The following is a 26,044-nucleotide window of genomic DNA, read 5'->3' as shown; positions in this document are numbered from 1 at the left end:
CACATTTTATTAATAAAAAAATATGTTAATATTATATATTTTATACATGTAAAAAAAATTTAGGAGATAAAAAATGTTTAAAAAAATAATAATTACTACATCAATACTTTTAATATCTTTAGTTGCTTTTATGAGCTGTTCTGCAAAAGAAAATAAACTTTATGTGGGCACTAATGCTGAATTTGAACCTTTTGAATATAGAGACGGCGAAAATATTGTTGGTTTTGATATAGATTTAATCAACGAAATAGCTAAAATAATGAAGCAAGATATTGAAGTTGTAGACATGGCTTTTGACGGACTTCTTCCTGCTTTACAATCTAAAAAGATAGATATAATTATTGCTGGTATGACTGCAGATGAAGAGAGAAAGAAGTTTGTTAATTTTACAGACCCTTATTATAGCACTCAGCAATCTATACTAGTTCATAAAGATAATAAAGATATTTATAGCTTTGATAATTTAGAAGGCAAAAATGTTGGTGTTGTATTAGGTTTTACAGGTGACTTAATTGTAAGTGCAATGTCTAATGTAAATGCTCAGAAATATGGTGCTACATCAGAGGCTATATTAGCTTTAAAAAGTAAAAAAGTAGATGCTGTAGTTTTAGATTATGAACCTGCTAGCAAATATTTTGACCAAAATAATGATTTAAAATTAATTATAACAGATTCTAAAAGTGAAGAATATGCTATTGCTATGAGAAAAGAAGATACAGAATTACTTAAAAAAGTTAATGATGCTTTAAATACTATAAAAGAAAATGGCACTTACGATATGCTTATAGCAAAATATTTTGAAAAGTAAATATATAATTATTAGTTGGAGATAAAAATTATGAAAAATATATTAAAGATTCTTTTGTTGGTTTCTTTGCTTGTGGTATTATCTTGTTCTAAGAAAGAGGAGAAAGATGTTTTGTATGTAGGCACTAATGCTGAATATCCTCCTTTTGAATATTTAGATGAGAACGGCAATGTGGTTGGTTTTGATGTTGAGCTTATAAATGAGATATCAAAAATAATAGGAAAGAAAATAGAAATAAAAGATATGACTTTTGACGGACTTATACCTGCTTTAGAGGCTAAAACTATAGACATACTTATAGCTGGTATTACTGCTACAGAGTCAAGAAAGAAAGTTATTAATTTTTCTAAGCCTTATTTTGAATCTCAGCAGGCTATTATAGTAAAAGAAGATAATAACACTATTACTAACTTTGACAGCTTAAACAATACTTATACAGTTGGTGTTGTTTTAGGATATGTTGGAGATGTTGCTTTAACAGAGAGTAAAAAAGTTGATAAAATAGAGAGATTTAATAGAACAGCAGATACTGTTGTTGCTTTACAGAATGGCAAAATAGATGCTGCTATAATGGATTATCCTATAGCTGTTGGTTATATAAAGAACAATGAAGGTCTTAAAGCTATTAAAACAGATTTATCTATACAAGAGCTTTGTATTGGTTTTAGAAAAGAAGATACTAAACTTTTGGAAGATGTAAACAAAGCTTTAGATACTTTGAAAGAAAACGGCAAATATGATGAGCTTGTAAAAAAATATTTTTAATATTTGAATGATAAAACACAGAGATAATTTAAGGAAAGCAGATGACAGAATATTTAGAGTTGCTTAAAGAAGTATTTATAGCTAACCATAGATATATGTATATGGTTAAGGGGCTTTTATTTTCTATAGGAACTACTTTATTTGCTACACTTATTGGTATAGTTCTTGGTATATTTATTGCTCTGATGCAATTATCGCATATTTATCCTTTAAAAAATATTAAAGGGTTTGAGACATTTAATCCTATATCAAAATTAGCATTTGGATATGTTAATTTGATAAGGGGTACACCTGCGGTTGTGCAGCTTATGATTTGGGCAAATGTTGTATTTGTGGGGGCTTTAAGAAATACGCCTATACTAATTATCTCTGCTATAGCTTTTGGTATTAACTCTGCTGCTTATGTTGCTGAGATTATAAGAGCCGGTATTGAAGGTCTTGATAAAGGTCAGATGGAGGCTTCTAGAGCTTTGGGGCTTAATTATGGTCTTTCTATGAAAGAGATTATTATACCGCAGGCTATTAAAAAGATACTTCCTGCTTTGGTGAGCGAGTTTATTACACTTATTAAAGAGACTTCTATTGTTGGTTTTATAGGGGGAGTTGATTTGCTTCGTTCGGCTAACATCATTACTAGTCAAACTTATAGGGGGGTTGAGCCTCTTATTGCTGTGGGTATAATATATTTGATATTAACTTCTATCTTTGCTATGTTTATGAGAAAGGTAGAGAAGGGGCTTAAAGAAAGTGATTAAAGTAGAAAATTTACATAAAAAGTTTAATCAATTAGAAGTATTAAAGGGAATAGATGTTAATGTTGAGAAGGGTGAGATTATTGCAATTATTGGTCCTTCTGGAAGCGGTAAATCTACTTTTTTAAGATGCATAAACAGACTTGAAGAGCCTACCTACGGAAAGATATTTATAGACGGTGAAAACATATTGGACAAAAAAACTGATATAAATAAGATAAGAGAAAAGGTTGGCATGGTATTTCAGCATTTTAACTTATTTCCTCATAAAACAGTAATGGAAAATATTATCTTAGCACCGATGAAATTAAAAGGCTACACTAAAGAACAAGCAGAAACTAAAGCACTTGAGTTATTACAAAAAGTTGGACTTGTTGAGAAAAAAGACACCTATCCTAATAAACTTTCAGGCGGGCAGAAACAGAGAATTGCTATTGCTAGGGCTTTAGCTATGGAGCCTGAGGTTATGCTTTTTGATGAGCCTACTTCTGCATTAGACCCAGAGATGATTAAAGAAGTTTTGGACGTTATGATAGATTTGGCTAAAGAGGGCATGACTATGCTTATAGTTACTCATGAGATGGGTTTTGCTAAAAATGTTGCAAGCAGAATACTATTTATGAATGACGGCATTATACTTGAAGATGAAACACCTGAAGAGTTCTTTAATAATCCTAAACATTCTAGAACTAAAGAGTTCTTATATAAGGTTTTAAATAAATAATTTTATAATAAATCATTTGAAAAAACATATTAATTTTATCTGTATTAAAAGTTTATGCTAAATCATTTTGAATATTATTTAGTGTATAAAAATTATTGATTTTGACAAATACTAAAAATACTAGTATAATACTAAATAACTTATTAAAGGGAATATATGAGTACACTAAAAATAATTTCTTGGAATGTTAATGGTATAAGAGCGGCATACAAAAAAGGCTTATTAGATTTTATTAAAAAAGAAGATGCTGATATAATATGTCTGCAAGAGACTAAGGCTTTTGAAGAACAGCTTCCTGAAGATTTAAGAAACATAGAAGGCTATCAATTATTTATTAATCCTGCTGACCCTGAAATAAGAAAAGGCTACAGCGGAGTTGCAATATATACTAAGTTAAAGCCAAACAAAGAAATAAAAAATAAATTCGGTTCTAAGTTTACAGATAGAGAAGGAAGAATACTTGCTTTAGAGTTTGATGATTTTACTATATTTAATGTTTATTTTCCTAATGGCGGCAAATCTGAAGAGCATTTTAATTATAAGCTTTCTTTTTATGATGAAATGACTAAACATATGATAAAATTAAAAGATAAAACTAATGTAATATTATGCGGAGATATGAATATTGCTCATGAGGCTATAGATTTGGCTAGACCTAAAGAAAATGAGAAGAGTATTGGTTTTTTGCCTATAGAACGCGAACGCATAACAAAATTTTTAAATAGCGGTTTTACTGATACTTTTAGAATGTTTGTAAAAGAAGGCGGACATTATAGCTGGTGGGATATGAAGACTCGTTCTAGAGAGAAGAATGTGGGCTGGAGAATAGATTATTTCTTTGTTAATAATGAAATATCAAACAATATTAAAAGGGCTGATATTTTAACTGATGTTCTTGGAAGCGACCATTGTCCTATATTAATTGAATGGGATAAAAAATAATTTTATTTTTATCAAAATTACATAAAACTATAATATTGATTTTTTCATTATATATAATAAAATTAAAAGATGTATATAAGGAGTAAAAAGAATGGTTAGTACTGTTATAGAGGGGAAAACTGCTATTATTAATATAGAGAAGAATATTATATCTGAAAATGTTGATATATTGGAAGAGAAACTTAATTATATAAAAGATGCTGGTATTTTAAATTTTGTATTTGATTTTCATAATATAGAATATATATGTTCTTCTGCTTTAGGATTAATAGCTTCTGCTTTAAGAGTGTCTGGTGAAAAAGGCGGAAAGGTTTATTTTTGTTCTTTAAGCACTAAATTAACAAGTTTATTTGAAGCTACAAGATTTCTCACTATAGTAAATACTGCCAAAGATGTTAATGAGGCTTTAAGCAATATTAAGTAATAATGAGGGTTTATGTTAATACAAATTATTAATTTTATATATGTTCTTATAATGCAGGCTTTAAGGCTATATTCATTTATATGGTTTATATGGATTATTATCAGCTGGCTTACTGCTTTTGGTGCTATACATTTAGATTATTACAATCCTATAGTTAATTTCTTTTATAGAATTACTGACGGAGTGATAGATAAAATTTTTGGAAACTTCAGAGATAAGCTTATAATAGGAGTAATAGATTTATCTCCTTTAGTATTTTTGCTTATACTTCAAATGGTAGTACCTCCTCTAATCACTATGCTTTATAGATTTATAATTCGTTTAATATTATAATTTTATATTATAAAAAATTGGAACTATTCTCATGGATTCTTTGGAAGATATTAATAGATATATTAATGATGGTGATTATAAAAGAGCTATAGAAGAATTAAATCTATTAATATATAATGAGCCTGATAATGCCAAAGCTTTTTATATGAGAGGTAAGTTTAGATTTATAGATTTACAAAAAAACAAATATGATTATTCTAGTGCAAATCTTTCTTTAATATATTCAAATATAGAGTATGACCTTATTCATTCTATAGAGATAGACCCTAATATAATTGATGCTTATAGGGGATTAATGTATTTAAATAGAGATATAGCTAATGTAGATAAAGAGAGAGAATATGCACAGATTTTATTTGAAAAAGATAATAAGGCTTATGATGCTTTGCTTATGCTTGCTAATAGCTATTTAAATAATGGTGAGAACGCTTCTGATTTTCATCAGGCTATTGGGTATTATGATGATTTTATTGAGAGAGTTGATATTGAAGAGTCCAAAATAGCGAGGTTTGAGAGAGGTCTTTGTTATTATAATTTAAATATACTGATTAAGGCAGATTATGAGGCTAATGAGCTTATAAAAGATTTCCCTTTTTATGATGAAGCTTATTTTTTAAAGGCTATTGCATTGGCTAAAAAGGGTGTTGATAGCGAGTTTTATTATGATGCTTTGCTTTTTTTAAATAGGGCTATAGAGCTTAATGACAAAAATTATAATGCAATTTATGAAAGAGCTGAATGGTATTTTAGTAAAGAGGATTATTTGAATGCTATAAAAAACTATGACATATTGCTTGAAACAGACAATAAATATAAATTAGCTGCTTTGCTTGGTAAATCTGAGGCTTTGCATGATTATATTGTAAGCGGCGAATATCATAGCGATACCAATTATATTAAAGAGGCATTTTCTTTATTAGATAAAATAATAAAAAACTTTTCTCTAGATAAAAAATATATGAGGTATAAATATTATAGAGGTAATTTATATGCTTATATTGGAGAAGCTGAAAGAGCTAAAGCTGAATTTGATGATATATTAAAAAATAATGATGATTTTAATGAATGGTTTTATAATGATATATTAGAGTTTTATTATTATAATGCCAAAACAGATGAAGACTATAAACATCTTATTAAATATTTAGATAAAATAAAAAATATTAGAGCTTTAATATATAAAACATTTTCTTATTATAAATTAAAAAACTATAAAGAATCAGCATTATCAGCAAAAGAAGTATTAGGTAGTTTAGATAATAGTTATGCCAATGAAGAGATGTATCATTTAAGATATGTATATGCTTTCTCTCTAATAGAAACAAGATCTCATGATTATGAAACTATAATAGAAAACTTAAAAATATCATTAAACAGTACTGAATTAAATAAAGCAATAATATATAGAAAAATAGCAAAAGTGATGATATACAATATACCTCAAAAGTATTATTATGAAGGCATTAAATATTTAGAATTGGCAATAAATATGAATGACTTTTTTGCTTATTATATATATTCAAAAGAGTTATTTTATGGAAATATTCTCACACCCTCACCAGAACTCGCAATAGGAATGGCTAATACTTCTATTGATTTACACAGTACATTTGAACCTTCTCATATTATATTGGGAAGAGCCTACGAATTAGGAAGAGGAATAGAAAAAAACGAAGATAAAGCTTTTGAAATATATTATAAATCTAATGAAATAGCAAAAATGAATAATTATCATTCGTCATGTTCTAAAGCGGCATTAGCTCATTGCTATTATAATGGTATAGGCGTAACTAAAAATGAAGCTTTGGCATTAGAATTAATAAAAGATGCTGTGGATAATTATAGCGAAAATTGTCATGATTATGTATTATTATTGTATGCTTATTTTGCACTTACTAATAAAGATGGTTTTAGTTTAGAGAAGGCTGCTTCTGTTTTTGATGAGGATATTACATATCATAATAGTTTATCTTTTATTATGACTTTTAAGCGTGTTTATAAAAAGCTTGGCAATAGTTCTATGGTAAAAAAGCTTTCTAGTATTGAAAAAGAAACTCTAAAAAATACAGGTGAGTTTAATTTAAATTATTTAAGAAAATATATAAAAAACTATAATGAATATTATCCAATAGTATTTAATAGATAATTATCATTTTACTTTTTGACAAAAAATTATATTATATATATTATATAGGAATTAAAAAATTATAAGAGAGGATAAATTATGATAAATAAAACTATGAGTATAGGGGAAATTATACAGATATTTCCAGATTCAGTAGAGATTATGATGAGCTATGGTCTTCATTGTGTAGGCTGTCATGTTGCTAGTTGGGAGAGTCTTGAAGAAGGCTGTAGAGGCCATGGAATGGACGATGAAAAAATAGATAATTTAGTTAAAGAAATAAATGAGAGATGTTCTAAAAACTAATATATTTTTTAATTAAAGTATTTAAATAAATATTTATGTTAAAACAAAAAAGCTTCGTTTTATATACGAAGCTTTTTATATATACTATATTATATTTTTCACACTTGTTTATTAATTAATACAGATAATCTTTTATTAAGCAAATGTTCTTTTCCTTTGTTGTTGTAGCCTACTTTTTTACTTTCTATTTAATACTTCTTTCATATCTGTAAAAAAATCTAATGCTTCATCAAACAATTTTGGTGCTAATTTGTTTAGATGTTTTAATCTAGCCATTAAAGTTACAAGCTCCAAACGAAGTGATGAAATTTTAGCTGTTTTGTTTAGAGGTATTTTTCTTATTATATCAGATAAAGTAGCTGTTTGAGAAAGATGAGGGAATTTATTTAATATTATCAAATCTGTAATATTTTCTCTTAACTTTCTTAATTCATTAGCTTCTTTCATTTTTTCACTTTGATGATCGCAATACATATGCACATCTTGAAGTCTTGTATCTATGATAGAGTTTACTTTTCTCTCTTCATCTTCTAATATAATCTTATAAACTTCTATTTCTTTGCTAAGAATTATTTCAATTTTTGTAAGTTCTTCGTATAAATTAAACATAAATATCACCCCTTAATTTATATAATAATTATCGATATTAAAGAAAATTACTTTACATAATTTTTTTAAATAAATGTAATAACTAAGCATTATTAGTTTTATTTTTTTGTAAATGTATTATAATTATATCTAATTATTTTAAGGAATTTTATTTTATGGAAGATATTAAAAAAGAAGAAGAGAAAATTGAGTTATTATCTTGTGCTTTAGAGGGCGGCTGTTCTGCCAAAATTCCGCCTGATTTGCTTGAAAAGACATTATCGCCTATATTAAAAACAAAAGTAGATTCTAATCTATTATCTGATGTTGATATAGGAGATGATGCTGGAGTTTATAAGATTTCAGAGGATAATGCTATTATATTTACAGTAGATTTTTTTCCTCCTGTTGTTGCAGACCCTTATTTATTTGGAGAGATTGCTGCTTGTAACTCTATAAGCGATATATATGCTATGGGAGGAGAGCCAAAATTAGCTTTAAATATTACAATGTATCCAAAAGAAAACTCTCTTAATACTCTTGCTACAATATTAAAAGGCGGACAAGACAAAGCTACAGAAGCAGGCGTATTGGTTGTAGGAGGGCATACTATCACAGATACAGCAATTAAATATGGTATGGCTGTTATTGGTTTTGCTAATCCTAATAATATTACTACAAACTCTGCTGCTAAAGACGGAGATATTATAATACTTACAAAGCCTCTTGGTACAGGTGCTTGTTTAGCTGCTATGAGGCAGGGATTAATAAAAGAAAGTGCTATTACAGATGTATTTAATGCTATGAGTACTTTAAATAAAAAAGCTTGTGCTGTAATGAATAAATATAATGCAAAATGTGCTACAGATGTAACAGGTTTCGGACTTGCTGGTCATGCTTACAAGATGGCTAAGGCTAGTGATGTAACTATAGAGATAAATACATCAGCATTGCCTATGTTTGAGAAGAGTTATGAGGTATTGGATATTGGCTGTATACCTGGGGCTGCTTTTACAAATATGCGTTATGTTGGTGAGAATATTTTAGTTGATGAGAATGTGGATTATAGCTTAAAGATGCTTACTTTTGACCCTCAGACTGCTGGCGGATTATTTATATGTGTAGATAAGGCTAATGCTGAGAATATGCTTGCTGATTTATGGCGTGAGGGCATTGATTGTGCGGCTATTGTTGGAAGGGTAACTAAAAAGAATAGAGAATATATACACCTTACTAAATAATAAATTAATATTGATAAGTTTTTAGCTTTATGATACGTTTGCGAAGAACTGCATTTTGATTATAAATTTTATAATTTAATTGTACATAAAAATGTACTCCCCCGCACGACTAAGAAGTTATAATAAAAGCATAGCATTACCGTGCGGCAAGGTGGTACAGCTCGTACGCGGGAAAAAGAACAATAAAATTTTCATCTTTTTTATTATTTGCGGGGACTAGCCCCCGCACCACCACTTCTTTTGCTGCCGCAAAGAAGCAAAAAGGCTGTATTGTTTAGTCTAAAATATAAATATTATTTTATACCTAGTACATATTTCAAATGTATAAAGTAAAAATACTTATACTTTCGTGAAGCGTGCCTGAAAGGTAAAAATTTTTTTGACGAAGTACTCATCATATAGTTACTGTAAAAATAACAATAAAAAAGAACAAATAAAAAACTTACTATATAAAAAACAAGGGGCTTTAAAAGCCCCTTATTTGTTTAGTTATTAATTAATTATATTAACCCAAAAGGAATCATAGTTTCAGCAACTTTTACAAATCCTGCAATATTTGCTCCTTTTAAATAATTACCCTTAAAGCCGTATTCTTCTGCTGTTGTATAGCAAGTGTTATGAATATTAGTCATAATGTTTTTTAGTTTACCATCTGTATATTCAAAATCCCAGCTGTCTCTGCTTGCATTTTGCTGCATTTCTAAAGCAGAAGTAGCAACTCCTCCAGCATTAGTAGCCTTTCCAGGAGCATATAATATATTAGCATTCAAAAATACATCTATAGCCTCTGGTGTAGCAGGCATATTAGCTCCCTCAGCCACACATTTACAGCCGTTTTTTACAAGTGTTTTAGCATTGTCAGCATTAATCTCATTTTGTGTAGCACAAGGTAAAGCAACATCGCAAGCAATATCCCATATACAGCCATTTTCTTGATATTTAGCACTTTTATGTATATCAGCATATTCTTTTATTCTTTTTCTCTCTACTTCTTTCAAACGTTTTACAGTGTCTAAATTTATTCCATTTTCATCATACAACACACCGTTAGAATCTGAACAAGCTATAACTTTAGCTCCTAACTGTGAAGCTTTTTCCATAGCATATATAGCAACATTACCAGAACCAGATACAATTACCTTTTTACCCTCAAAAGATTCATTTCTTGTTTTAAGCATAAGTTCTGTGAAATATACTAGTCCATAACCAGTAGCCTCTTTTCTCACAAGCGAACCGCCGTAATCTAAACCTTTTCCTGTAAGTACTCCAGCCTCATATCTTCCGCTTAATCTTTTGTATTGACCGAATAAATATCCAATCTCTCTAGCACCAACTCCTATATCTCCTGCAGGTACATCAATATCAGCACCAATATGTCTGTGAAGCTCTGTCATAAAGCTCTGGCAAAAACGCATTACTTCATTATCGCTTTTTCCTTTAGGGTCAAAATCAGAACCGCCTTTACCGCCTCCTATTGATAAGCCAGTAAGTGCATTTTTAAATATTTGTTCAAAACTTAAAAACTTGATAATGCCTAAATATACAGAAGGGTGAAAACGAAGACCTCCTTTGTATGGTCCCATTACACTTGAGAATTGTACTCTAAAGCCTCTGTTTATATGTATTTCTCCTTTGTCGTCCATCCAAGGCACTCTAAATATTATCTGTCTTTCTGGTTCGCATATTCGTTCAATTACTTTCTTTTCTATATATTCTGGGTGCTTCTCTAATACTACTTCTAATGTGCTTAACATCTCTTTTACTGCTTGGTGAAACTCTTTTTCTCCAGCATTCTTTTGAACTATTGAACTGTAAATAGATTCAATACTCTCTTTTACTCTTGAAGACATAACACAATCTCCTTTTTTATTATTAAATTTTGAGTAAAATTATATAGCTAAATAATATTATTATCAATAGTAATTTGATAGTGATAGTATAAAATTATCATAAGAAGTAATATTTTTTTTAAAAAAGTGCGTATTTTTGTAAAATTACATAGTTATTTAAGACATCTAACAATCTTGCCTTCAGACATTTCGTATACATTTTTGGCATGTGCTGCTATATTGTGAGCATGCGTAACCATAATGATTGTAGTTCCTTGATTGTTGAGAGTTGTTAATATTTCCATAAGTAAAGTAGTTGTTTCTGGGTCTAAATCGCTTGTAGGCTCATCTGCTATTAGGCATTTACAGCCATAGGCTAAAGCTCTTAGTATAGCTACTTTTTTCATTTCACCGCCTGATAAATGAGCTGCTTTTAGGTGCATTTTATCTTTTAGACCGAATAGTTCTATATTTTCTTTTGTTTGATTTATTTTTTCATCTGTAATTTTATGTTTAAAAGCTAAAGGTATTAAAATATTATCTAATACATTAATTGTTGGTATAATAACTGGGTATTGAAATATATATGAAAAATATTCTCTTCTAAAGCTTGATAATACTTCTTCTGAAGGGTTATCAATTTTGTATGAGTCATAATATATAGAACCGCTTGTAGGTTTTAGTATTCCTCCTATAATGCTTAAGAGAGTACTTTTACCGCTTCCAGTATGACCTACAAAGCTTATATAATCTCCTTGATTAATATCTAAACTAATATCCTGACATGCATCTAATTTATTTACACCTAAAGAAAAAGTTTTAGAAATGTTAATAATTTTTATATTCATAGTGTTCCTCTCAAATCTTCATAAGGGTCTCTGTTTAGAAGTACGGTATTAGTAATAAAAGCACCGAACATAAATATTAAAAATAATATTACATTAGCACAAAATATAGTAAAAGCGTTATTCAATACTTCGCTTGTGTTTATAATAGTTAATATATAAGAGCGGTATCTGATATAAATTATAATAATTTCCAAGCTTGAAATAATGTATGAGATAAGAGGGTATAAAAAGCTCAAAGCTAAAGAAAGCCTTTTTAAAGATAATTTAGTAGCCCCAAAAATTCTCAAAGTAGAAAACATACGGCTATTTTTTGAGAAAATATATATAATAGTAACAATAGCAATTAAAAGCACTACTATAAATAGCACAATAAGAAGCGAATATATAGAGAAAGCCCTAAAGAAAGGAATATTTTCGTTTAGGAGTATTTCATATTTCCACATAAGAGCAAAAATAGAAGTAATAGTCATTAATTGCGACATTGCTATAAAGATGATAATAGAAAATAAGATATTACCTTTAATAATTTTAAGAGCATAGCCTACTATAGAATTATACACAAGAACACCTCTACAAGATAATAATTATAAAACTATTAATATATATTTATAGTAAAACTTATCGATATAATAATAGATTACTTTAGTAAATTTGTATCTTATATATATTGTATATAAATTGACAATTATAAAGTTTTGATTTAATATTATTTATAAGTTATGTAAAGTTTAGGTTTTATATGATTGATAAAGATTTAATAAATAAGAAAAAAAAGAAATTCAAAATTAGATATTTAACTCTCAAAGATTTAGATGATTTCAATAATTTATTAAGATACGCTTTTCAAGTGAGCAATAATGAACTTATTACTTTAGGTTATGAGGTTGATGAAATAAAGCAGGCAAAATCTGCAGTATTAAGCAAGGCAAAAGTTTTAGGCTGGTTTGACGGACAAAAACTCGCTTCTCAAATAGCAGTATACCCTATGAAAATGAATATACACGGCGTTATTTACAAAATGGCAGGCGTTACAGGAGTAGCTACATATCCGGAATATTCTAATCTTGGACTTATGAATGATTTGATGATAAAAAGTATTGAAAACATGAAAAAAGAGGGGCAGACTATATCTGTATTATATCCCTACTCTATTCCTTTCTACAGAAGAAAAGGGTGGGAGATAATATCCGACAAAATGAGTTTTACTATAAAAGATACTCAGCTTCCTAAAACTATGACTAGTAAAGGGAGAGTGGAGAGAGTTTCTACAGACAGCGATGATTTGAAAGAGCTTTATAATAAATTTTCTTATGCTAGGCATGGTGCTTTAATTCGCGGCGATTTGGAGTGGGAAGAGTATTGGAGATGGGAAGTTGATGACACTATAGTTGCTCTATATTATAATGACAAAAATGAAGCTGAAGGATATTTGGTTTATGTTATTGAAAATGATGTGTTTCATATAAAAGAGATGGTTTATATTAATTTTGAGGCTAGGCTTGGACTTTGGAATTATATATCTGCACATTTCTCTATGGTTGATGAAGTTAAAGGATACAATTATACAAATGAGCCTATAGCTTTCCTTCTTGAAGACAGCGAAATAAAAGAGACTATAAGACCATATATTATGGCGAGGATTACTGATGTTAAAGGGTTTATTAATAATTATCCTTTCTTGAGAAAACCAAAAAATAAAAAAATTAATTTAATAATAAAAGATGATATGGCTAAGTGGAATAATGCGAGCTTTATGATTTATTGGAATGAAGATAAACAAACTGTATGCAAAAGAATTTCAAAAGAATATAAAAGAAACTCTAAAGATAGATATATTATAAAAATGGATATTAAAACTTTAACTACTATGCTTATGAGTTATAAAAGTCCTTCATATCTTTACAAAATTGGAAGAATAGAAGCAACAGCTAATGCTATTAAATTATTAGAAAGCATCATACCTAAAGAACAAGTTTATTTCTCTGATTATTTTTAATAACTATAATTTAAAAAAGCGAAAGGACTGAGTTATGCTCAATCCTCTCTATAATGGTATTTTTTATATATATTGTGTTTTTATATATATACTTAATTTAACAAAAAAAACAATTAATAAATACTTATTTTTAATAAACAATATTACATAAAGTAATATTATAATACAATATTTAATATAAAAAAGCAACTTAAAAGAGGTATTTACATGATAGTTTTATAAAAAATTATAAAAAAATTAATAAAACCACTATATAGTTATACAGTTTATAATATTTGGTTTGATAAAACTAAATAAATATAATATACTATTTTTCAATAAAAATATGATAATGGATTTTATAAAGATATGCAAGAAACTTTTTTTTCACTAGAAGAATCATCAGAGAACTCACCTAAAGAAGAAAAGCTCACACCGATGATGAGGCAATATAAAGAGATTAAAGATAAATATAGCGACAGTATACTTTTGTTTAGAATGGGAGATTTTTACGAGGTATTTTTTGAAGATGCTAAAATAGTTTCAGAGCTTTTGGGGCTTACTCTTACAAAAAGGGCAAATGTTCCAATGGCAGGTGTACCTTACCATGCTATAGATAATTATTTGTCAAAACTTGTAAAATCTGGAAAAAAGATAGCAATATGCGACCAAATGGAAGACCCTAAAACAGCAAAAGGTATAGTAAAAAGAGATGTTACTCAAGTAATTACTCCAGGCACTATTGCAGAAAATAAATATTTAGAATCAAAGAGTAATAATTATTTAGCTTCTATAATAGTTTCTAAAAGTGAAAATAATGTTGCTATTGCTATATGCGATATATCTACTGGTGAATTGTATGTTACAGAGTTTGAGAATAATAATACAAAAGACTTTTTAGATGAGATATGCGAAGAGATTATAAGGTTCTCTCCGAAAGAGATAATGACTGTAGAATCTGTAAAAGAAAGTAAGATAATAAAAGAAATACAAAACAGATTTTCAAATATATTTTTCAGCACCACCCCAAATTATACAGCTGAATATTCTTATGCATATAAACTATTAACTAATCATTTTAAGACAATATCATTAAAAAGCTTCGGCATAGAAGATAAGCATTTAATAGTTTCACTTCTTGGTTCTTTAATATATTATTTACAAGAATTATCAAAAACATCATTAGAGCATATATCAAACATAAAACTCTACAACAGAAAAGACTCTATGACATTAGACTATGCCACAATATCTAGTTTAGAGATTTTGGAAACTATAAGAAACGACAATAATAAAATGACATTGTTTGACACTATAGACAAAACAAAAACATCTATGGGAGCAAGATATTTAAAGCGAATAATAGTAGAGCCTTTGCTTGATATTGATGAGATAAATAAAAGACTTAATAATGTTGAATATTTTTATAAGAATCAGAAGTTCATGTATAGAATAATGGACATGCTTTCTGATGTTGGAGATATAGAGAGGCTTGCTTCAAAGTTAGCACTTGGAAGGATTAATCCAAAAGAGTTGGTATCTTTAAAAAGGTTTTTATTTTCATCTTTGCAAATAATTACAGAGCTTGTGCTTAATAATTTTAATGATGTAAACTTTGAAGAGATAGGCGATATAAAAATTATTACAGATTTAATTGAAAGAGCAATACTAGAAGACCCTAAAATTGTATTAAATGAAGGCGACATTATAAAAGATGATTATGATGAAAAGCTAAAAAAATATAATGAGGCAAGAAGAGAAGGAAGAACTTGGATAAGCGAATTAGAAAATGAATATAAATCAATCACTTCAATTAATAATTTAAAAATAAGATACAATAATGTTATAGGCTATTATATAGAGATAACAAAATCTAATATATCATTAGTTCCGAAAGATTTTATAAAAAGGCAAACATTAGTAGGAAGCGAGAGATACACCACAAGCAAACTTATGGAATATGAGAAGACTATAAACGAAGCTAATGAAAAAAGTTATGCTTTGGAATATGATATATTTATAGAAGTTCGTAATAAGGTTAATGAATATTTAACATCTATATTAAAAATGGCAAAGATAATATCAGTAATAGATGTTTATGCTTCTTTGGCTTGTTTGGCTGCAGAAGAAAATTACACAAAGCCTATTATAACAGATGACGGCATAATAGACATAAAAGAAGGAAGACACCCTGTAGTTGAAGCGAATTTAAAAAACGAAAGCTTTATAGCAAATGACACATATTTAGACAATAAAAATGAGCATTTGCTAATAATTACAGGACCAAACATGAGCGGTAAAAGTACATATTTAAGACAAACTGCTTTAATAGTTCTTCTTGCACAGATTGGTTCATTTGTACCTGCTAAGAGTGCCAAGATATCTATAGTTGATAGAATATTTACAAGGGTTGGTGCGAGCGATAATATAGCAAAGGGCGAGAGTACATTTTTGGTAGAGATGAACGAAACTGCTTATATACTTAATCACTGTACTGATAGAAGTCTTGTTATAATGGACGAGATAGGTAGAGGTACTTCTACTTATGATGGGCTTTCTATTGCTTGGGCTATAGTTGAATATTTAGTAAACGAAGAGAATAAAAAATCAAAAACATTATTTGCTACGCATTATCATGAACTTACTATGCTTGAAGATTTGGAAGGTGTAAAAAATTATAAGGTATTGGTTGAAGAGTATAAAGATGAAATAATATTTATGAAAAAAGTTATTGAGGGAGCTGCTGAGTCTAGCTATGGTATATATGCAGCAAAAATTGCAGGTGCTCCGCATAAAGTTATACAGAGAGCTTCAGAGATATTAAAAAAGCTTGAAAATGAGGCTGGCATACAGGTTGAGAATATAGAGATAAATAATAAAAAATCTCCTGATATTCTTCCTTTTAATTCTAAAGCAGATTCTAATGTTAATTTAGTAGATGAAAAAGAAAAAATAGAAAGCGAAATAGAAAAAGAAATTAAAGATTTAAATATTAATGACATCACTCCAATAGAGGCACTTAATTTAATTAACAAATGGAAGAGAGATTTAAATAATTAATAATGAATAAGAGACAGATTTTAGAGATAGTATTAGCATCTTTGCTTGCTTTATTTTTGGCAGGCTTTATTAGGGTATTTTTCTTTGATACCTATATAGTAAGCAATAAATCAATGGAGCCTACTTTTTATGAGGGCGACCAGATATTGCTTTTAAAAAACAATTTTATTTTTAATAATATTAAAAACTTTGATGTTATTGTTTTTAGAATGGGGACTAATAATTTAGTTAAGAGAGTTGTTGGAAAAGAGGGAGATAAAGTAGAGATTTTTGATGGAGGACTCTATTTAAACGACGAGCTTATAAGGCATAAATATTATATTTTTAGCGAAGAGGATAATGCTGTATATAATATAGGCAAAGATGAATATTTTGTTTTGGGTGATAATATATCTTTAAGTGAAGACAGCAGACATTTCGGCCTTATAAACAAAAAAGATATAATAGGGCATATTATATTAATATTTAGTCCAAAAAGAAGATTTAAATTATTTAATAATTTTTAATCTTTCCAATTATCAATATTATCCAATCTCGGACTATAAACTTTATTATATAATGTTGTGATTATATTATTATATTCGTCTTTTGATTTTATTTCTCTGTTTGTCATAATTTTCATTTTCATCGTGTCTTTTTTGCCGTCTTTTATACAAGGCATATCATAATCATAATCTGATAATATAAGCCCAAATCTTTTATACCAATCAATTCTTCTTTTAGCTATATCATTCAAATCATAAGGCTCTACCTCTATAACGATTAATTTGTCATTATGCATATCAAATATTTTAGTTAATACTTCTGAGCCGTAATTTTTTCCTCTTAAGTTTTTATCTATAGCAAGATACTCTCCATAATAAAACTCTTCGAAGCTCCAAATCATAGTTAAGCCTATTGGTTTATCATCATCTAAAATAGAATAAAATTTATAGCTGGATTCATTTTTATTTTGAAGTATCATATCAAAGTTCCATCTCTCTTCGATAGGAAAATGCGTCATTAAAAATTTGATGATATGTGTTTTTATTGTTTAAATCATTTTTCATTTCTATTAATTTGATAATCATATAGCTTAATCCTTATATAGAATTAGTACGATTATATACTATTTTTTGAAATTAGCAAATTCATAAATTAATAAATAAATTATAAAGTTAATAAATAAATGCAAAAAAAAAGAGCTTCTTAAAAATATTAAAAAGCCCTACAAATAACTAAAATAAAAAAAGTTAAAAATTTTTAGTATAATAAAAAATTATATCCCAAATCTCTTCATTATCACATCAATATTTCTCAAATAATAAGCATAGTCAAAACAATCATCAATTTCTTTAGAGCTTAAATATTTTGTTATATCTTCATCTTTGTGAACATTCTCTCTAAAGTCTTCATTGTTTAGCCATTTTTTCATTGCATTTCTCTGTACCCATCTGTATGCATTATCTCTGTCTATGCCTTTATTAACTAAGCTTATCAATATTCTTTGGCTGAAAATCAAACCGCCTGTTTTTTCAATATTAGCTTTCATAGCATCAGGGTAAATTAAAAGTTTGTCTACTATATCAATAAACTTATTAAGAGCATAGTCTACTGCTATTGTAGAATCTGGAAGTATAACTCTCTCTACTGATGAATGGCTTATATCTCTCTCATGCCAAAGAGTAATATCTTCCAAAGAAGCTAATGCATTGCCTCTTACAAGTCTAGCTAAACCAGATATTCTCTCACAAGTGATAGGGTTTCTCTTATGCGGCATAGCTGATGAGCCTTTTTGCTTTTCACTGAAATACTCTTCTGCTTCTCTAATATCTGTTCTTTGAAGGTTTCTAATTTCTGTAGCAAATTTCTCTAATGAACTAGCAACTATTGCTAAAGTTGTGAGATACTGTGCGTGCCTATCTCTTTGTATTATTTGAGTAGAAACTCTGTCAGCTTCTATACCTAATTTTTTACATACAATTTCTTCTATGCGTGGGTCAATGTTACTGTATGTTCCAACTGCACCAGAAAGCTTACCAACAGAAACCTGTTTTTTGGCTTCTTCTACACGTTTAATATTTCTTTCGTTTTCATCATACCATAAAATGAATTTAAGTCCTAATGTCATAGGCTCGGCATGTATACCATGAGTACGTCCTATGCAAGGAGTATATTTATGCTCTTTAGCTCTTCTTAATAATACTTCAGATAATCTTTTTAAATCTTCTAATATAATTTCAGCTGATTTTTTCATCATTACAGCTAATGCAGTATCTTTTACATCGCTTGAAGTTAAGCCTTTATGTATATACTGTCCGCCTTCTCCAACATTCTCTTGAACAGCTGTTACAAATGATATAATATCATGATTAGTTTCTTTTTCTATTTCAGCAATTCTTTCAACTGTGAAAGTAGCTTTTTCTTTAATTCTTTTTACAGCTTCCTGAGGTATCTCTCCAATTTCAGCCATAGCCTCGCAAGCTGCAATCTCTACATCAAGCATAACCTGAAACTCATTTTGTAAGCTCCAAAGTTCACCCATCTCTTTTCTAGTGTATCTTTTAATCATATTTATATCCTATAAAAATAATAATTAAAGCAATTATATAAATTTTTAATTATAATTTCAATATTATTTATATTATCACTAATATATAAAAAAATAGTATTATAATTGACTTTTTTTAAAAATAAATTATCCTATACCAAATTAATTTATTTAGGAGATATTTTATGAAAAACGAAAATATTAAATCAATCCCAATGCTAGTAATATTAAGTGTTGTAACATGCGGTATATATTATTTATACTGGTTATATAAAACAACAGATTCTATAAAAAACTTTATGAATAATGCAGAAATAAATCCAACATTAGAATTAATACTATGTTTATTTATACCATTCTATCAATTATACTGGTTCTATAAATATTCTAGAATAATATATAAAGATATGACTTCAAAAGTAGGTATTGACAATACAGAAGATGCTTCTGTTTTACTTCTTGTACTTTCATTTGTTGGTTTAGGTATAGTTTCAGCTGCTATTATACAAGATAAATTAAATAGCATATACTCAAAGATGGGTACTGATAATATAACTTCTCAAGCTAATTAATATAAATTTAGTAAAATAGTTAAGTTTTCATACTCTAACTTTGACAATTGCTATTATATTTATATACTATAAATTAGGTATAATTTAAATATAAAGGAGAGGAATATGAAAGGTTATGCTATGTTAAAAATAGGTCAATCAGGTTGGATTGAAAAAGAAAGACCTGCTTGCGGACCTACAGACGCACTTGTAAAACCTTTAGCTGTAGCTATATGTACTTCTGATGTTCACACATTATGGGAAGGAGCTATAGGTGAAAGACATAACATGATATTAGGTCATGAAGCTTGCGGTGAAGTTGTAGAAGTTGGAAGTTTAGTAAAAGACTTTAAACCTGGTGATAAAGTATTAATTCCTGCTATTACTCCTGATTGGAATAGCGTAGAAGCTCAAGCTGGTTATTCTATGCATTCAGGCGGTATGCTTGCTGGTTGGAAATTCTCTAACTTTAAAGACGGTGTATTCGGAGAAGTATTCCATGTTAATGATGCTGACGGTAACTTAGCTATTTTACCTAGCAATATTGACCCTGTAGATGCTTGTATGCTTTCTGACATGGTTCCTACTGGTTTTCATGGTGCAGAATTAGCTGATGTACAATATGGTGACAGTGTACTTGTTATAGGTATTGGACCTGTTGGACTTATGGGTGTAGCTGGTGCTGCTTTAAGAGGAGCTTCAAGGATTATTGCTGTTGGTACTAGACCTAACTGTGTTGAGGCTGCTAAGAAATATGGTGCTGAAGAGTTCATTAGTTATAAAAATGGTCCTATAGATGAACAAGTTCTTAAAATGACTAATGGTAAAGGTGTTGATAAAGTTATCATTGCTGGCGGCGGTGTTGAAACTTTTGCTGAAGCTGTTCGTTCACTAAAAGCTGGCGGTAAAATTGGTAACGTTAACTATTTAGGTAAAGGTGATTATATACAAATACCTAGAGTTGAATGGGGTGTTGGTATGGGTCATAAAGCTATACTTGGCGGACTTATGCCTGGCGGAAGACTTAGAATGGAAAAACTCGGTTCTTTAGTTTCTTCTGGAAAATTAAATGTACATCATCTTGTTTCTCATGTATTTGATGGTTGGGACAATCTTGAAAAAGCTTTATTTATGATGAGAGATAAACCTGCAGATTTAATTAAACCTGTAGTAAGAATTGAAAAATAAATAATAGTTTAATAATAAGAGCTGGCATATATTTTTTAATATTTGTCAGCTTTTTTTGTAATTAGTATAATAATTTAGTATAATGTTTTTATATAATTTATATATAATGTAAGGAAGTAAAATGAAAATACTCATAGTGTCTGGATTTTTAGGTGCTGGTAAAACTACTCTCATTAAAGAAATGGCTAAAAAAACTAAAAGAGATTTTGTGATAATGGAAAATGAGTATGGTGATGTGGATATTGATTCTAATGTACTTAAAGATGAGGGTATGAATATATGGGAGCTTACTGAGGGTTGTGTATGCTGTACTATGAAAAAAGATTTTGCTTCTTCTATTCTCACTATTGCTAATTCTTTAGACCCTGAATATTTAATAGTTGAGCCTACTGGGGTTGCAAAGCTTAGTAATATTATAAAAAATATAAAACAAATTGAATATGACAGAATTACATTGTTAAAGCCAATCACTATAATAGACGGAAATGCTTTTGATTCTTTTATTTCTTCTTATGATGATATTTACATTGACCAGCTTATAAACACTTCAAAGATTATTATATCAAAAATGGAGAGTAAGGATAAAGAGGATAATGAAGAGCTTGTAAAGAAGATTAAAAATATATTGAAAAAAAATGATAGAGATATTGATATAATTTCTGAGCATTATTCTAATAAGGATAAAGATTTTTGGGAGGCTATATTAAAAAACTTTTTAGATGAGAAGTATGCTCTAAAAGAATCTTTAAACAAAAATACAGAAGAGTATATGCCTGATTCTATAAGCATGAAAGGCTGCAGTGTAGGAAGTGAGGGAGAGTTTATAGTTCTTATTGAAGACATTATACATGGAAGGTTTGGTTATGTTGCTCGCTCTAAGGGGTTTATAAAGTGCGGTGAGTCGGTTTTGAGGTATGATGTTGTTGGAGACAGATATGCTATTACGGGTGCTAGCGAAGATGATGAACTTGAAATAGTGTTTATAGGAAAAGATTTAAATAGAAGTTTACTTAGAGAAATATTTCAGCCTATTTATAGAGAGAACATCAAAAGAAAAGAAGACGATAATCATGAAGAGCATAATCATAGCGAAGATTGTCATCATCATGATGAAGAGTGCTGCCATGACGGAGAATGTCATCACCATGATGAGAAAAATCATCATCATTAATAATCGAATGCATCTTCATCTATTTCTATATAATAGCTATTAGCCTTTTCTTTTATATATAATAAAGATTTTGGTATCTCCATTAAAAATGATGAAGGAGCTTGTTCCATAGTGCCTGAGCTTATTCTTCTTCTTTTTGCGTATGTGAGGTATAGTTTTTGTTTAGCTCTTGTAATTGCTACATAAAAAAGTCTTCTCTCTTCTTCTATGCCGTTTTCTTCTTCTAGTGAAAAGTAATGAGGAAAAACTCCATGTTCAAGCCCTGTAATAAATACAACTTCAAACTCTAAGCCTTTGGCATTGTGTACTGTCATAAGAGTAATTGCATCTTCTTTATCTTCGTTGCTGTTGTCTTTGTATAGTGTTGTCTCTTCTAAAAATCCTCTTATATTTAAACTGCTTTCTGGGTTTTCATAATTGTAATTTAAATAACTGTAGTATGCATTAAAAAGCTCTTTTATATTATCTTCTGCTGTTGCTATTCTTATATTGCCTTCGCTTTTAAATATTGAAAAATAATCTATTTCCTTTAGAAACTCAAAAAATACTCCTTCTATATGCTTAGGGTCTTCTTCTATTTTTTTTGAATATTTCTCTAATATGTTTTTATATTCTTTAATATTGTTAAGAGCTTTTTTTGAAATATTAGATTCTTCTATAATATCTATTGCATCATAGAGTGTGAGATTTTTTTTATCTGCAAATGCTTCAAATTGGGCAAAAGTTTTTTCTCCTATTCCTCTTGTTGGTGTATTGATAGTTCTTCTTATGCTAAAGTTATCATTAAAACCTGTAAGAAGTCTCAAAAAAGAAATGCTGTCTTTAATTTCTGCTCTCTCATAAAATCCAACGCCTCCTACTATTTTATAATTAATAGAATGAGCCATAAGTTCTTTTTCGTATGCTCTTGATTGGCTGTTGGTTCTAAACAAAATAACTATATCTTTTGCTTCAAAACCTTCATCAAACAATAATTCAATTTCATTAGCAACCGATTTTGCCTCTTCATAATCTGTATAGCATATCCAATTTTCTATTTTATAATCGCTTTTTTTGTTTGAAAAAACATTTTTTGTGTGTCTATGGCTATTATTTTTTATTACATTCAAAGCCACTTCAACTACATTCTTAGGGCATCTGTAATTTTCTTCAAGGCGAATTATTTTAGTGTTCTCAAAATCATTTTCAAAGTTTAATATATTAGATACATTTGCTCCCCTAAAGGCATATATACTCTGGTCATCATCGCCTACAACAGTTAATTGATTATCTGTTTCTTTGTTATTATTTTTTTGAGTAAGCATTTTTATTAATTTGTATTGCTGCAAATTTGTATCTTGAAACTCATCAACTAAAATATATTTAAATCTCTTTTGATAAAACTCAAGTATATTTTTTTCTTTTTCAAATAGTTTTATTGTGTTGAGTATTAAATCATCAAAGTCCATTACATTTTCTTTAACTTCATACTCTTTGTATTTATCATATACTTTTTTGTAATACTCTTCTTCAAAACCAATATCATATCTCATTTCATTTTTTTTGGCAGATATATATCTTGAAACATCTTTCGGCTTTATAGATTTTGGAGTGTTTTCTTCTTTCATTATTTTTTTTATAACGCTTAATCTATCGCCCTCGTCCAAAATAAGAAAGTCTTCTCTATAATTTAAATATTGAGCATTATCTTTTAATATTCTCAAACATGCAGAGTGAAATGTTCTTATAAAAAGCCTAAATGGTTTTATTTCTGGAAGCATAGAGCATACTCTTTCTTTCATTTCATTAGCTGCTTTATTTGTAAAAGTTACAGCCATTATATTTTCTGGCCTTATGTGTTTTTCTGTTATAAGGTATGCTATCTTTTTTGTGATAACTAAAGTCTTACCGCTTCCAGCACCTGCCAAGAGAAGAAGAGGACTATCTATATGAAGCACACCTTCTTTTTGATTTTCGTTTAAACCATTAAGTAAATCATTTTGTTTATTATTATCCATAAATATAAAACTCTAATTTTTTTAATATATTAAATTTTTTATTTGTGGTGGCTTTGCCCCCTGCGAAGCGTGCCCATAGGGTACACACCCCCACTTCTTTTATTGGTATAAAAGAAGCAAAATAACTGCATTTAATGAAGTCTAGCTTTTTATGCATAGACGAAAATATATATATTATTTTTAATTTATATATTCCAAAGCCATAAAACTAAAACACTTGCACTTTCGCGAAGCGTGCCCGAAGGGCAAAAACTTTGACGAAGTCCACACCGTGTAAGACGGAAAAAAGTTGAATAAAACAAACTTATAAAATATAGTTGTTTATCTATATAATAAAGCTCTAATCTTTTTTGTAATATCTCTGCATTATATCGTCAAATATTTTTGCCGCTTCAAATATAATATAATCGCAGCCGTCTATAGGGTCTCTATACTCTTCTTTCAAAGGAGTGCAATCTGTATGAGAAGTTAATTCTTTAAATCTACTAACAAACTCAAATTCCAACTCTTTTAAAAAAGTGCTTTCATGCCCCCTCTCTATAATAAAAGCCTTAGAAAAAGCCATTATAGCTCCTGTTAATATTCCGCAAGTAAGTCCTAACCCCATACCGCCTCCAAAACCAGCAGCAAGCTTTAAATCACTTCTATCTATTCCCAAATTATAAACAGTATTAGCACCATAAAGCATTTTTTCTGCACAATTTAAATCTTCTTCTTTTCCAAATCCATTATGTAAATATTCGTATAAAGTCATAATAACAATTCACTTTTTAAAATTTTATTAAAGTAGAGCCCCAAGTAAGTCCGGCACCAAAAGCAGTAAGTAAAACATAATCGCCTTTTTTAATAGCATTCTTTTCAAAGGCTTCTGTAAATGCTATACCAACGCTCGCAGCAGATGTGTTGCCGTATTTTTGTATATTGACATAAAACTTACTATCATCTAAGCCTAATTTTTTAGCAACAGCATTCATTATTCTAGTATTAGCCTGATGTGTAATTATTAAATTTAAATCACTTAATTCTAAATTTGCACTTTTTACAGTTTTTCTTATAGTTTCATCAAATGTAGTAACAGCCTTCTTAAAAACTTCAGTTCCTTCCATACTTATACTATTAAGTTTATCTTCAACATTTTTTTCTGTGATAGGTTCAGCACTTCCGCCGCCTTTAACAATCAATATCTCATCATTAGGCTCGCTTCCTATATCTGTAGCTATTATTACTCCGCTTTCATCATATTCTCTAGCCTCAATTAAAGCAGCACTAACTCCGTCACCAAAAAGTATTGCAGTAGACCTGTCTTCCCAATTTATTATATCGCTGCATTTCTCTGTTGCCACAATTAAAACCTTTTTACATTCTCCGCTCTCTACAAGTGAAGCTGCAGTATTAAGTGCATATATATATCCAGAACAAGCAGCTGATATATCAAATGCAAGGCATGAGTTTTTTATATTAAATTCTTTTTGTATAAGTCCAGCCGTAGAAGGAAAAGTATAAGATTTTGTTGAAGTAGCTACTATTACAGCATCTGCATCACTTATATTTTCATTTTTTTCTATTAATTTTTTTACAGCTTTTATTGCCATATTGGCAGAACTTTCATTTTTATTCTGCTATTCTTCTTTCTTCTATTCCTGTTCTAGTTACTATCCAATCATTATTTGTATCTAATTTCTTCTCTAAATCATAATTTGTTAATATGTTTTCCGGCAGATATGAAGATAAATTTTTTATACAAGCTTTCATTAATAATTTAACCCTCTTATTATAAATAAATTCAAAAATAGATTAAAAGATTATATATTAAAATAAAAATTAAAGATAGTTTTTTTACTATAATATTTTATTGACAATAGTATTTATTGTAGTATAATATCGTAA

The 26,044-nt window shown here is 28.8% G+C and carries 24 protein-coding genes and 1 pseudogene; 16 read left to right on the top strand and 9 right to left on the bottom strand.

Going from position 1 to position 26,044, the window contains the following annotated elements:
* Positions 1-73 precede the first annotated feature (73 nt).
* From BPP43_RS08030 to BPP43_RS07990, 9 genes are all read left to right on the top strand, one after another.
* A complete protein-coding gene (locus BPP43_RS08030; protein ID WP_013244239.1) occupies positions 74-808 on the top strand; it encodes a basic amino acid ABC transporter substrate-binding protein in 735 nt (244 codons plus the stop codon).
* A 30-nt stretch (positions 809-838) separates the two neighbouring features.
* A complete protein-coding gene (locus BPP43_RS08025) occupies positions 839-1,573 on the top strand; it encodes a basic amino acid ABC transporter substrate-binding protein (RefSeq protein ID WP_013244240.1) in 735 nt (244 codons plus the stop codon).
* 41 nt (positions 1,574-1,614) lie between these two features.
* Positions 1,615-2,328 (top strand): amino acid ABC transporter permease, encoded by a 714-nt coding sequence (locus BPP43_RS08020; protein WP_013244241.1) that lies wholly within the window; start codon positions 1,615-1,617, stop codon positions 2,326-2,328.
* A complete protein-coding gene (locus BPP43_RS08015) occupies positions 2,321-3,049 on the top strand; it encodes an amino acid ABC transporter ATP-binding protein (RefSeq protein ID WP_013244242.1) in 729 nt (242 codons plus the stop codon). Before BPP43_RS08020 ends, BPP43_RS08015 begins: the two co-directional genes overlap by 8 nt.
* A 156-nt stretch (positions 3,050-3,205) precedes the next feature.
* Positions 3,206-3,991 (top strand): exodeoxyribonuclease III, encoded by a 786-nt coding sequence (xth, locus tag BPP43_RS08010; RefSeq protein WP_013244243.1) that lies wholly within the window; start codon positions 3,206-3,208, stop codon positions 3,989-3,991.
* A gap of 91 nt (positions 3,992-4,082) precedes the next feature.
* Entirely contained in the window at positions 4,083-4,415 is a 333-nt protein-coding gene (locus BPP43_RS08005) for an STAS domain-containing protein (protein ID WP_013244244.1), read from the top strand.
* 12 nt (positions 4,416-4,427) lie between these two features.
* Positions 4,428-4,748 (top strand): YggT family protein, encoded by a 321-nt coding sequence (locus tag BPP43_RS08000; protein WP_014932100.1) that lies wholly within the window; start codon positions 4,428-4,430, stop codon positions 4,746-4,748.
* 31 nt (positions 4,749-4,779) lie between these two features.
* On the top strand, positions 4,780-6,894 hold the full coding sequence (locus BPP43_RS07995; RefSeq protein WP_015274663.1) for a tetratricopeptide repeat protein: 2,115 nt from the start codon (positions 4,780-4,782) through the stop codon (positions 6,892-6,894).
* A 78-nt stretch (positions 6,895-6,972) separates the two neighbouring features.
* Positions 6,973-7,179, top strand: coding sequence for a DUF1858 domain-containing protein (locus tag BPP43_RS07990; RefSeq protein ID WP_013244247.1), 207 nt, complete (start codon positions 6,973-6,975; stop codon positions 7,177-7,179).
* A gap of 177 nt (positions 7,180-7,356) precedes the next feature.
* Here the strand turns inward: BPP43_RS07990 and BPP43_RS07985 are convergent, their stop codons facing one another.
* Positions 7,357-7,788, bottom strand: coding sequence for a hypothetical protein (locus BPP43_RS07985; protein WP_015274662.1), 432 nt, complete (start codon positions 7,786-7,788; stop codon positions 7,357-7,359).
* Between the two features lie 155 nt (positions 7,789-7,943).
* Between BPP43_RS07985 and selD the strand changes: the two genes are divergently transcribed.
* Positions 7,944-9,008 (top strand): selenide, water dikinase SelD, encoded by a 1,065-nt coding sequence (selD, locus tag BPP43_RS07980; RefSeq protein WP_015274661.1) that lies wholly within the window; start codon positions 7,944-7,946, stop codon positions 9,006-9,008.
* A gap of 500 nt (positions 9,009-9,508) precedes the next feature.
* Here the strand turns inward: selD and gdhA are convergent, their stop codons facing one another.
* From gdhA to BPP43_RS07965, 3 genes are all read right to left on the bottom strand, one after another.
* Complete coding sequence (gene gdhA / locus BPP43_RS07975; RefSeq protein ID WP_013244251.1) at positions 9,509-10,858, bottom strand: NADP-specific glutamate dehydrogenase; 1,350 nt, start codon at positions 10,856-10,858, stop codon at positions 9,509-9,511.
* A 152-nt stretch (positions 10,859-11,010) separates the two neighbouring features.
* Entirely contained in the window at positions 11,011-11,685 is a 675-nt protein-coding gene (locus BPP43_RS07970) for an ABC transporter ATP-binding protein (RefSeq protein ID WP_013244252.1), read from the bottom strand.
* Positions 11,682-12,245 (bottom strand): hypothetical protein, encoded by a 564-nt coding sequence (locus BPP43_RS07965; protein WP_015274660.1) that lies wholly within the window; start codon positions 12,243-12,245, stop codon positions 11,682-11,684. The genes BPP43_RS07970 and BPP43_RS07965 overlap by 4 nt, the downstream gene beginning before the upstream one ends.
* Positions 12,246-12,424: 179 nt before the next feature.
* Between BPP43_RS07965 and BPP43_RS07960 the strand changes: the two genes are divergently transcribed.
* The 3 genes from BPP43_RS07960 to lepB all read left to right on the top strand — a co-directional run bounded on the left by BPP43_RS07960 (position 12,425) and on the right by lepB (position 17,226).
* Entirely contained in the window at positions 12,425-13,681 is a 1,257-nt protein-coding gene (locus BPP43_RS07960) for a GNAT family N-acetyltransferase (RefSeq protein WP_013244254.1), read from the top strand.
* Positions 13,682-14,029: 348 nt separating this feature from the next.
* On the top strand, positions 14,030-16,720 hold the full coding sequence (gene mutS / locus BPP43_RS07955) for a DNA mismatch repair protein MutS (RefSeq protein ID WP_015274659.1): 2,691 nt from the start codon (positions 14,030-14,032) through the stop codon (positions 16,718-16,720).
* Between the two features lie 2 nt (positions 16,721-16,722).
* Positions 16,723-17,226 carry a signal peptidase I gene (gene lepB / locus BPP43_RS07950; protein ID WP_014935097.1) on the top strand — a complete coding sequence of 168 codons (504 nt, stop codon included), beginning with the start codon at positions 16,723-16,725 and terminating at the stop codon, positions 17,224-17,226.
* On the opposite strand, the gene BPP43_RS07945 is transcribed toward lepB, so the two are convergent.
* Both BPP43_RS07945 and purB read right to left on the bottom strand, forming a co-directional pair.
* Positions 17,223-17,723 carry a GNAT family N-acetyltransferase gene (locus BPP43_RS07945; RefSeq protein WP_252832298.1) on the bottom strand — a complete coding sequence of 167 codons (501 nt, stop codon included), beginning with the start codon at positions 17,721-17,723 and terminating at the stop codon, positions 17,223-17,225. The genes lepB and BPP43_RS07945 overlap by 4 nt on opposite strands.
* 255 nt (positions 17,724-17,978) lie before the next feature.
* Positions 17,979-19,271 carry an adenylosuccinate lyase gene (purB, locus tag BPP43_RS07940; RefSeq protein WP_013244258.1) on the bottom strand — a complete coding sequence of 431 codons (1,293 nt, stop codon included), beginning with the start codon at positions 19,269-19,271 and terminating at the stop codon, positions 17,979-17,981.
* A gap of 164 nt (positions 19,272-19,435) precedes the next feature.
* Between purB and BPP43_RS07935 the strand changes: the two genes are divergently transcribed.
* The 3 genes from BPP43_RS07935 to BPP43_RS07925 all read left to right on the top strand — a co-directional run bounded on the left by BPP43_RS07935 (position 19,436) and on the right by BPP43_RS07925 (position 22,160).
* A complete protein-coding gene (locus BPP43_RS07935; protein WP_015274656.1) occupies positions 19,436-19,822 on the top strand; it encodes a DUF4234 domain-containing protein in 387 nt (128 codons plus the stop codon).
* 105 nt (positions 19,823-19,927) lie between these two features.
* Positions 19,928-20,989, top strand: a complete 1,062-nt coding sequence (locus BPP43_RS07930; RefSeq protein WP_013244260.1) for an NAD(P)-dependent alcohol dehydrogenase — start codon at positions 19,928-19,930, stop codon at positions 20,987-20,989.
* A gap of 121 nt (positions 20,990-21,110) precedes the next feature.
* Positions 21,111-22,160: a GTP-binding protein gene (locus BPP43_RS07925; RefSeq protein ID WP_015274655.1), complete on the top strand. Its 1,050-nt coding sequence runs from the start codon at positions 21,111-21,113 to the stop codon at positions 22,158-22,160.
* Here BPP43_RS07925 and BPP43_RS07920 read toward each other — a convergent pair.
* From BPP43_RS07920 to BPP43_RS07910, 3 genes and pseudogenes are all read right to left on the bottom strand, one after another.
* Positions 22,157-24,157, bottom strand: coding sequence for an ATP-dependent helicase (locus BPP43_RS07920; RefSeq protein ID WP_015274654.1), 2,001 nt, complete (start codon positions 24,155-24,157; stop codon positions 22,157-22,159). The genes BPP43_RS07925 and BPP43_RS07920 overlap by 4 nt on opposite strands.
* Before the next feature lie 340 nt (positions 24,158-24,497).
* Positions 24,498-24,911 (bottom strand): C-GCAxxG-C-C family protein, encoded by a 414-nt coding sequence (locus tag BPP43_RS07915; protein WP_015274653.1) that lies wholly within the window; start codon positions 24,909-24,911, stop codon positions 24,498-24,500.
* A 16-nt stretch (positions 24,912-24,927) separates the two neighbouring features.
* Positions 24,928-25,909 (bottom strand): annotated as a pseudogene (locus tag BPP43_RS07910) (beta-ketoacyl-ACP synthase III).
* Between the last annotated feature and the right edge of the window lie 135 nt (positions 25,910-26,044).

This window comes from Brachyspira pilosicoli P43/6/78 (genome assembly GCF_000325665.1).
In the GTDB taxonomy this organism is placed as follows: domain Bacteria; phylum Spirochaetota; class Brachyspiria; order Brachyspirales; family Brachyspiraceae; genus Brachyspira; species Brachyspira pilosicoli.
Note: the sequence above shows the minus strand (reverse complement) of the source record. Positions and strands in the feature narration are given on the sequence as shown.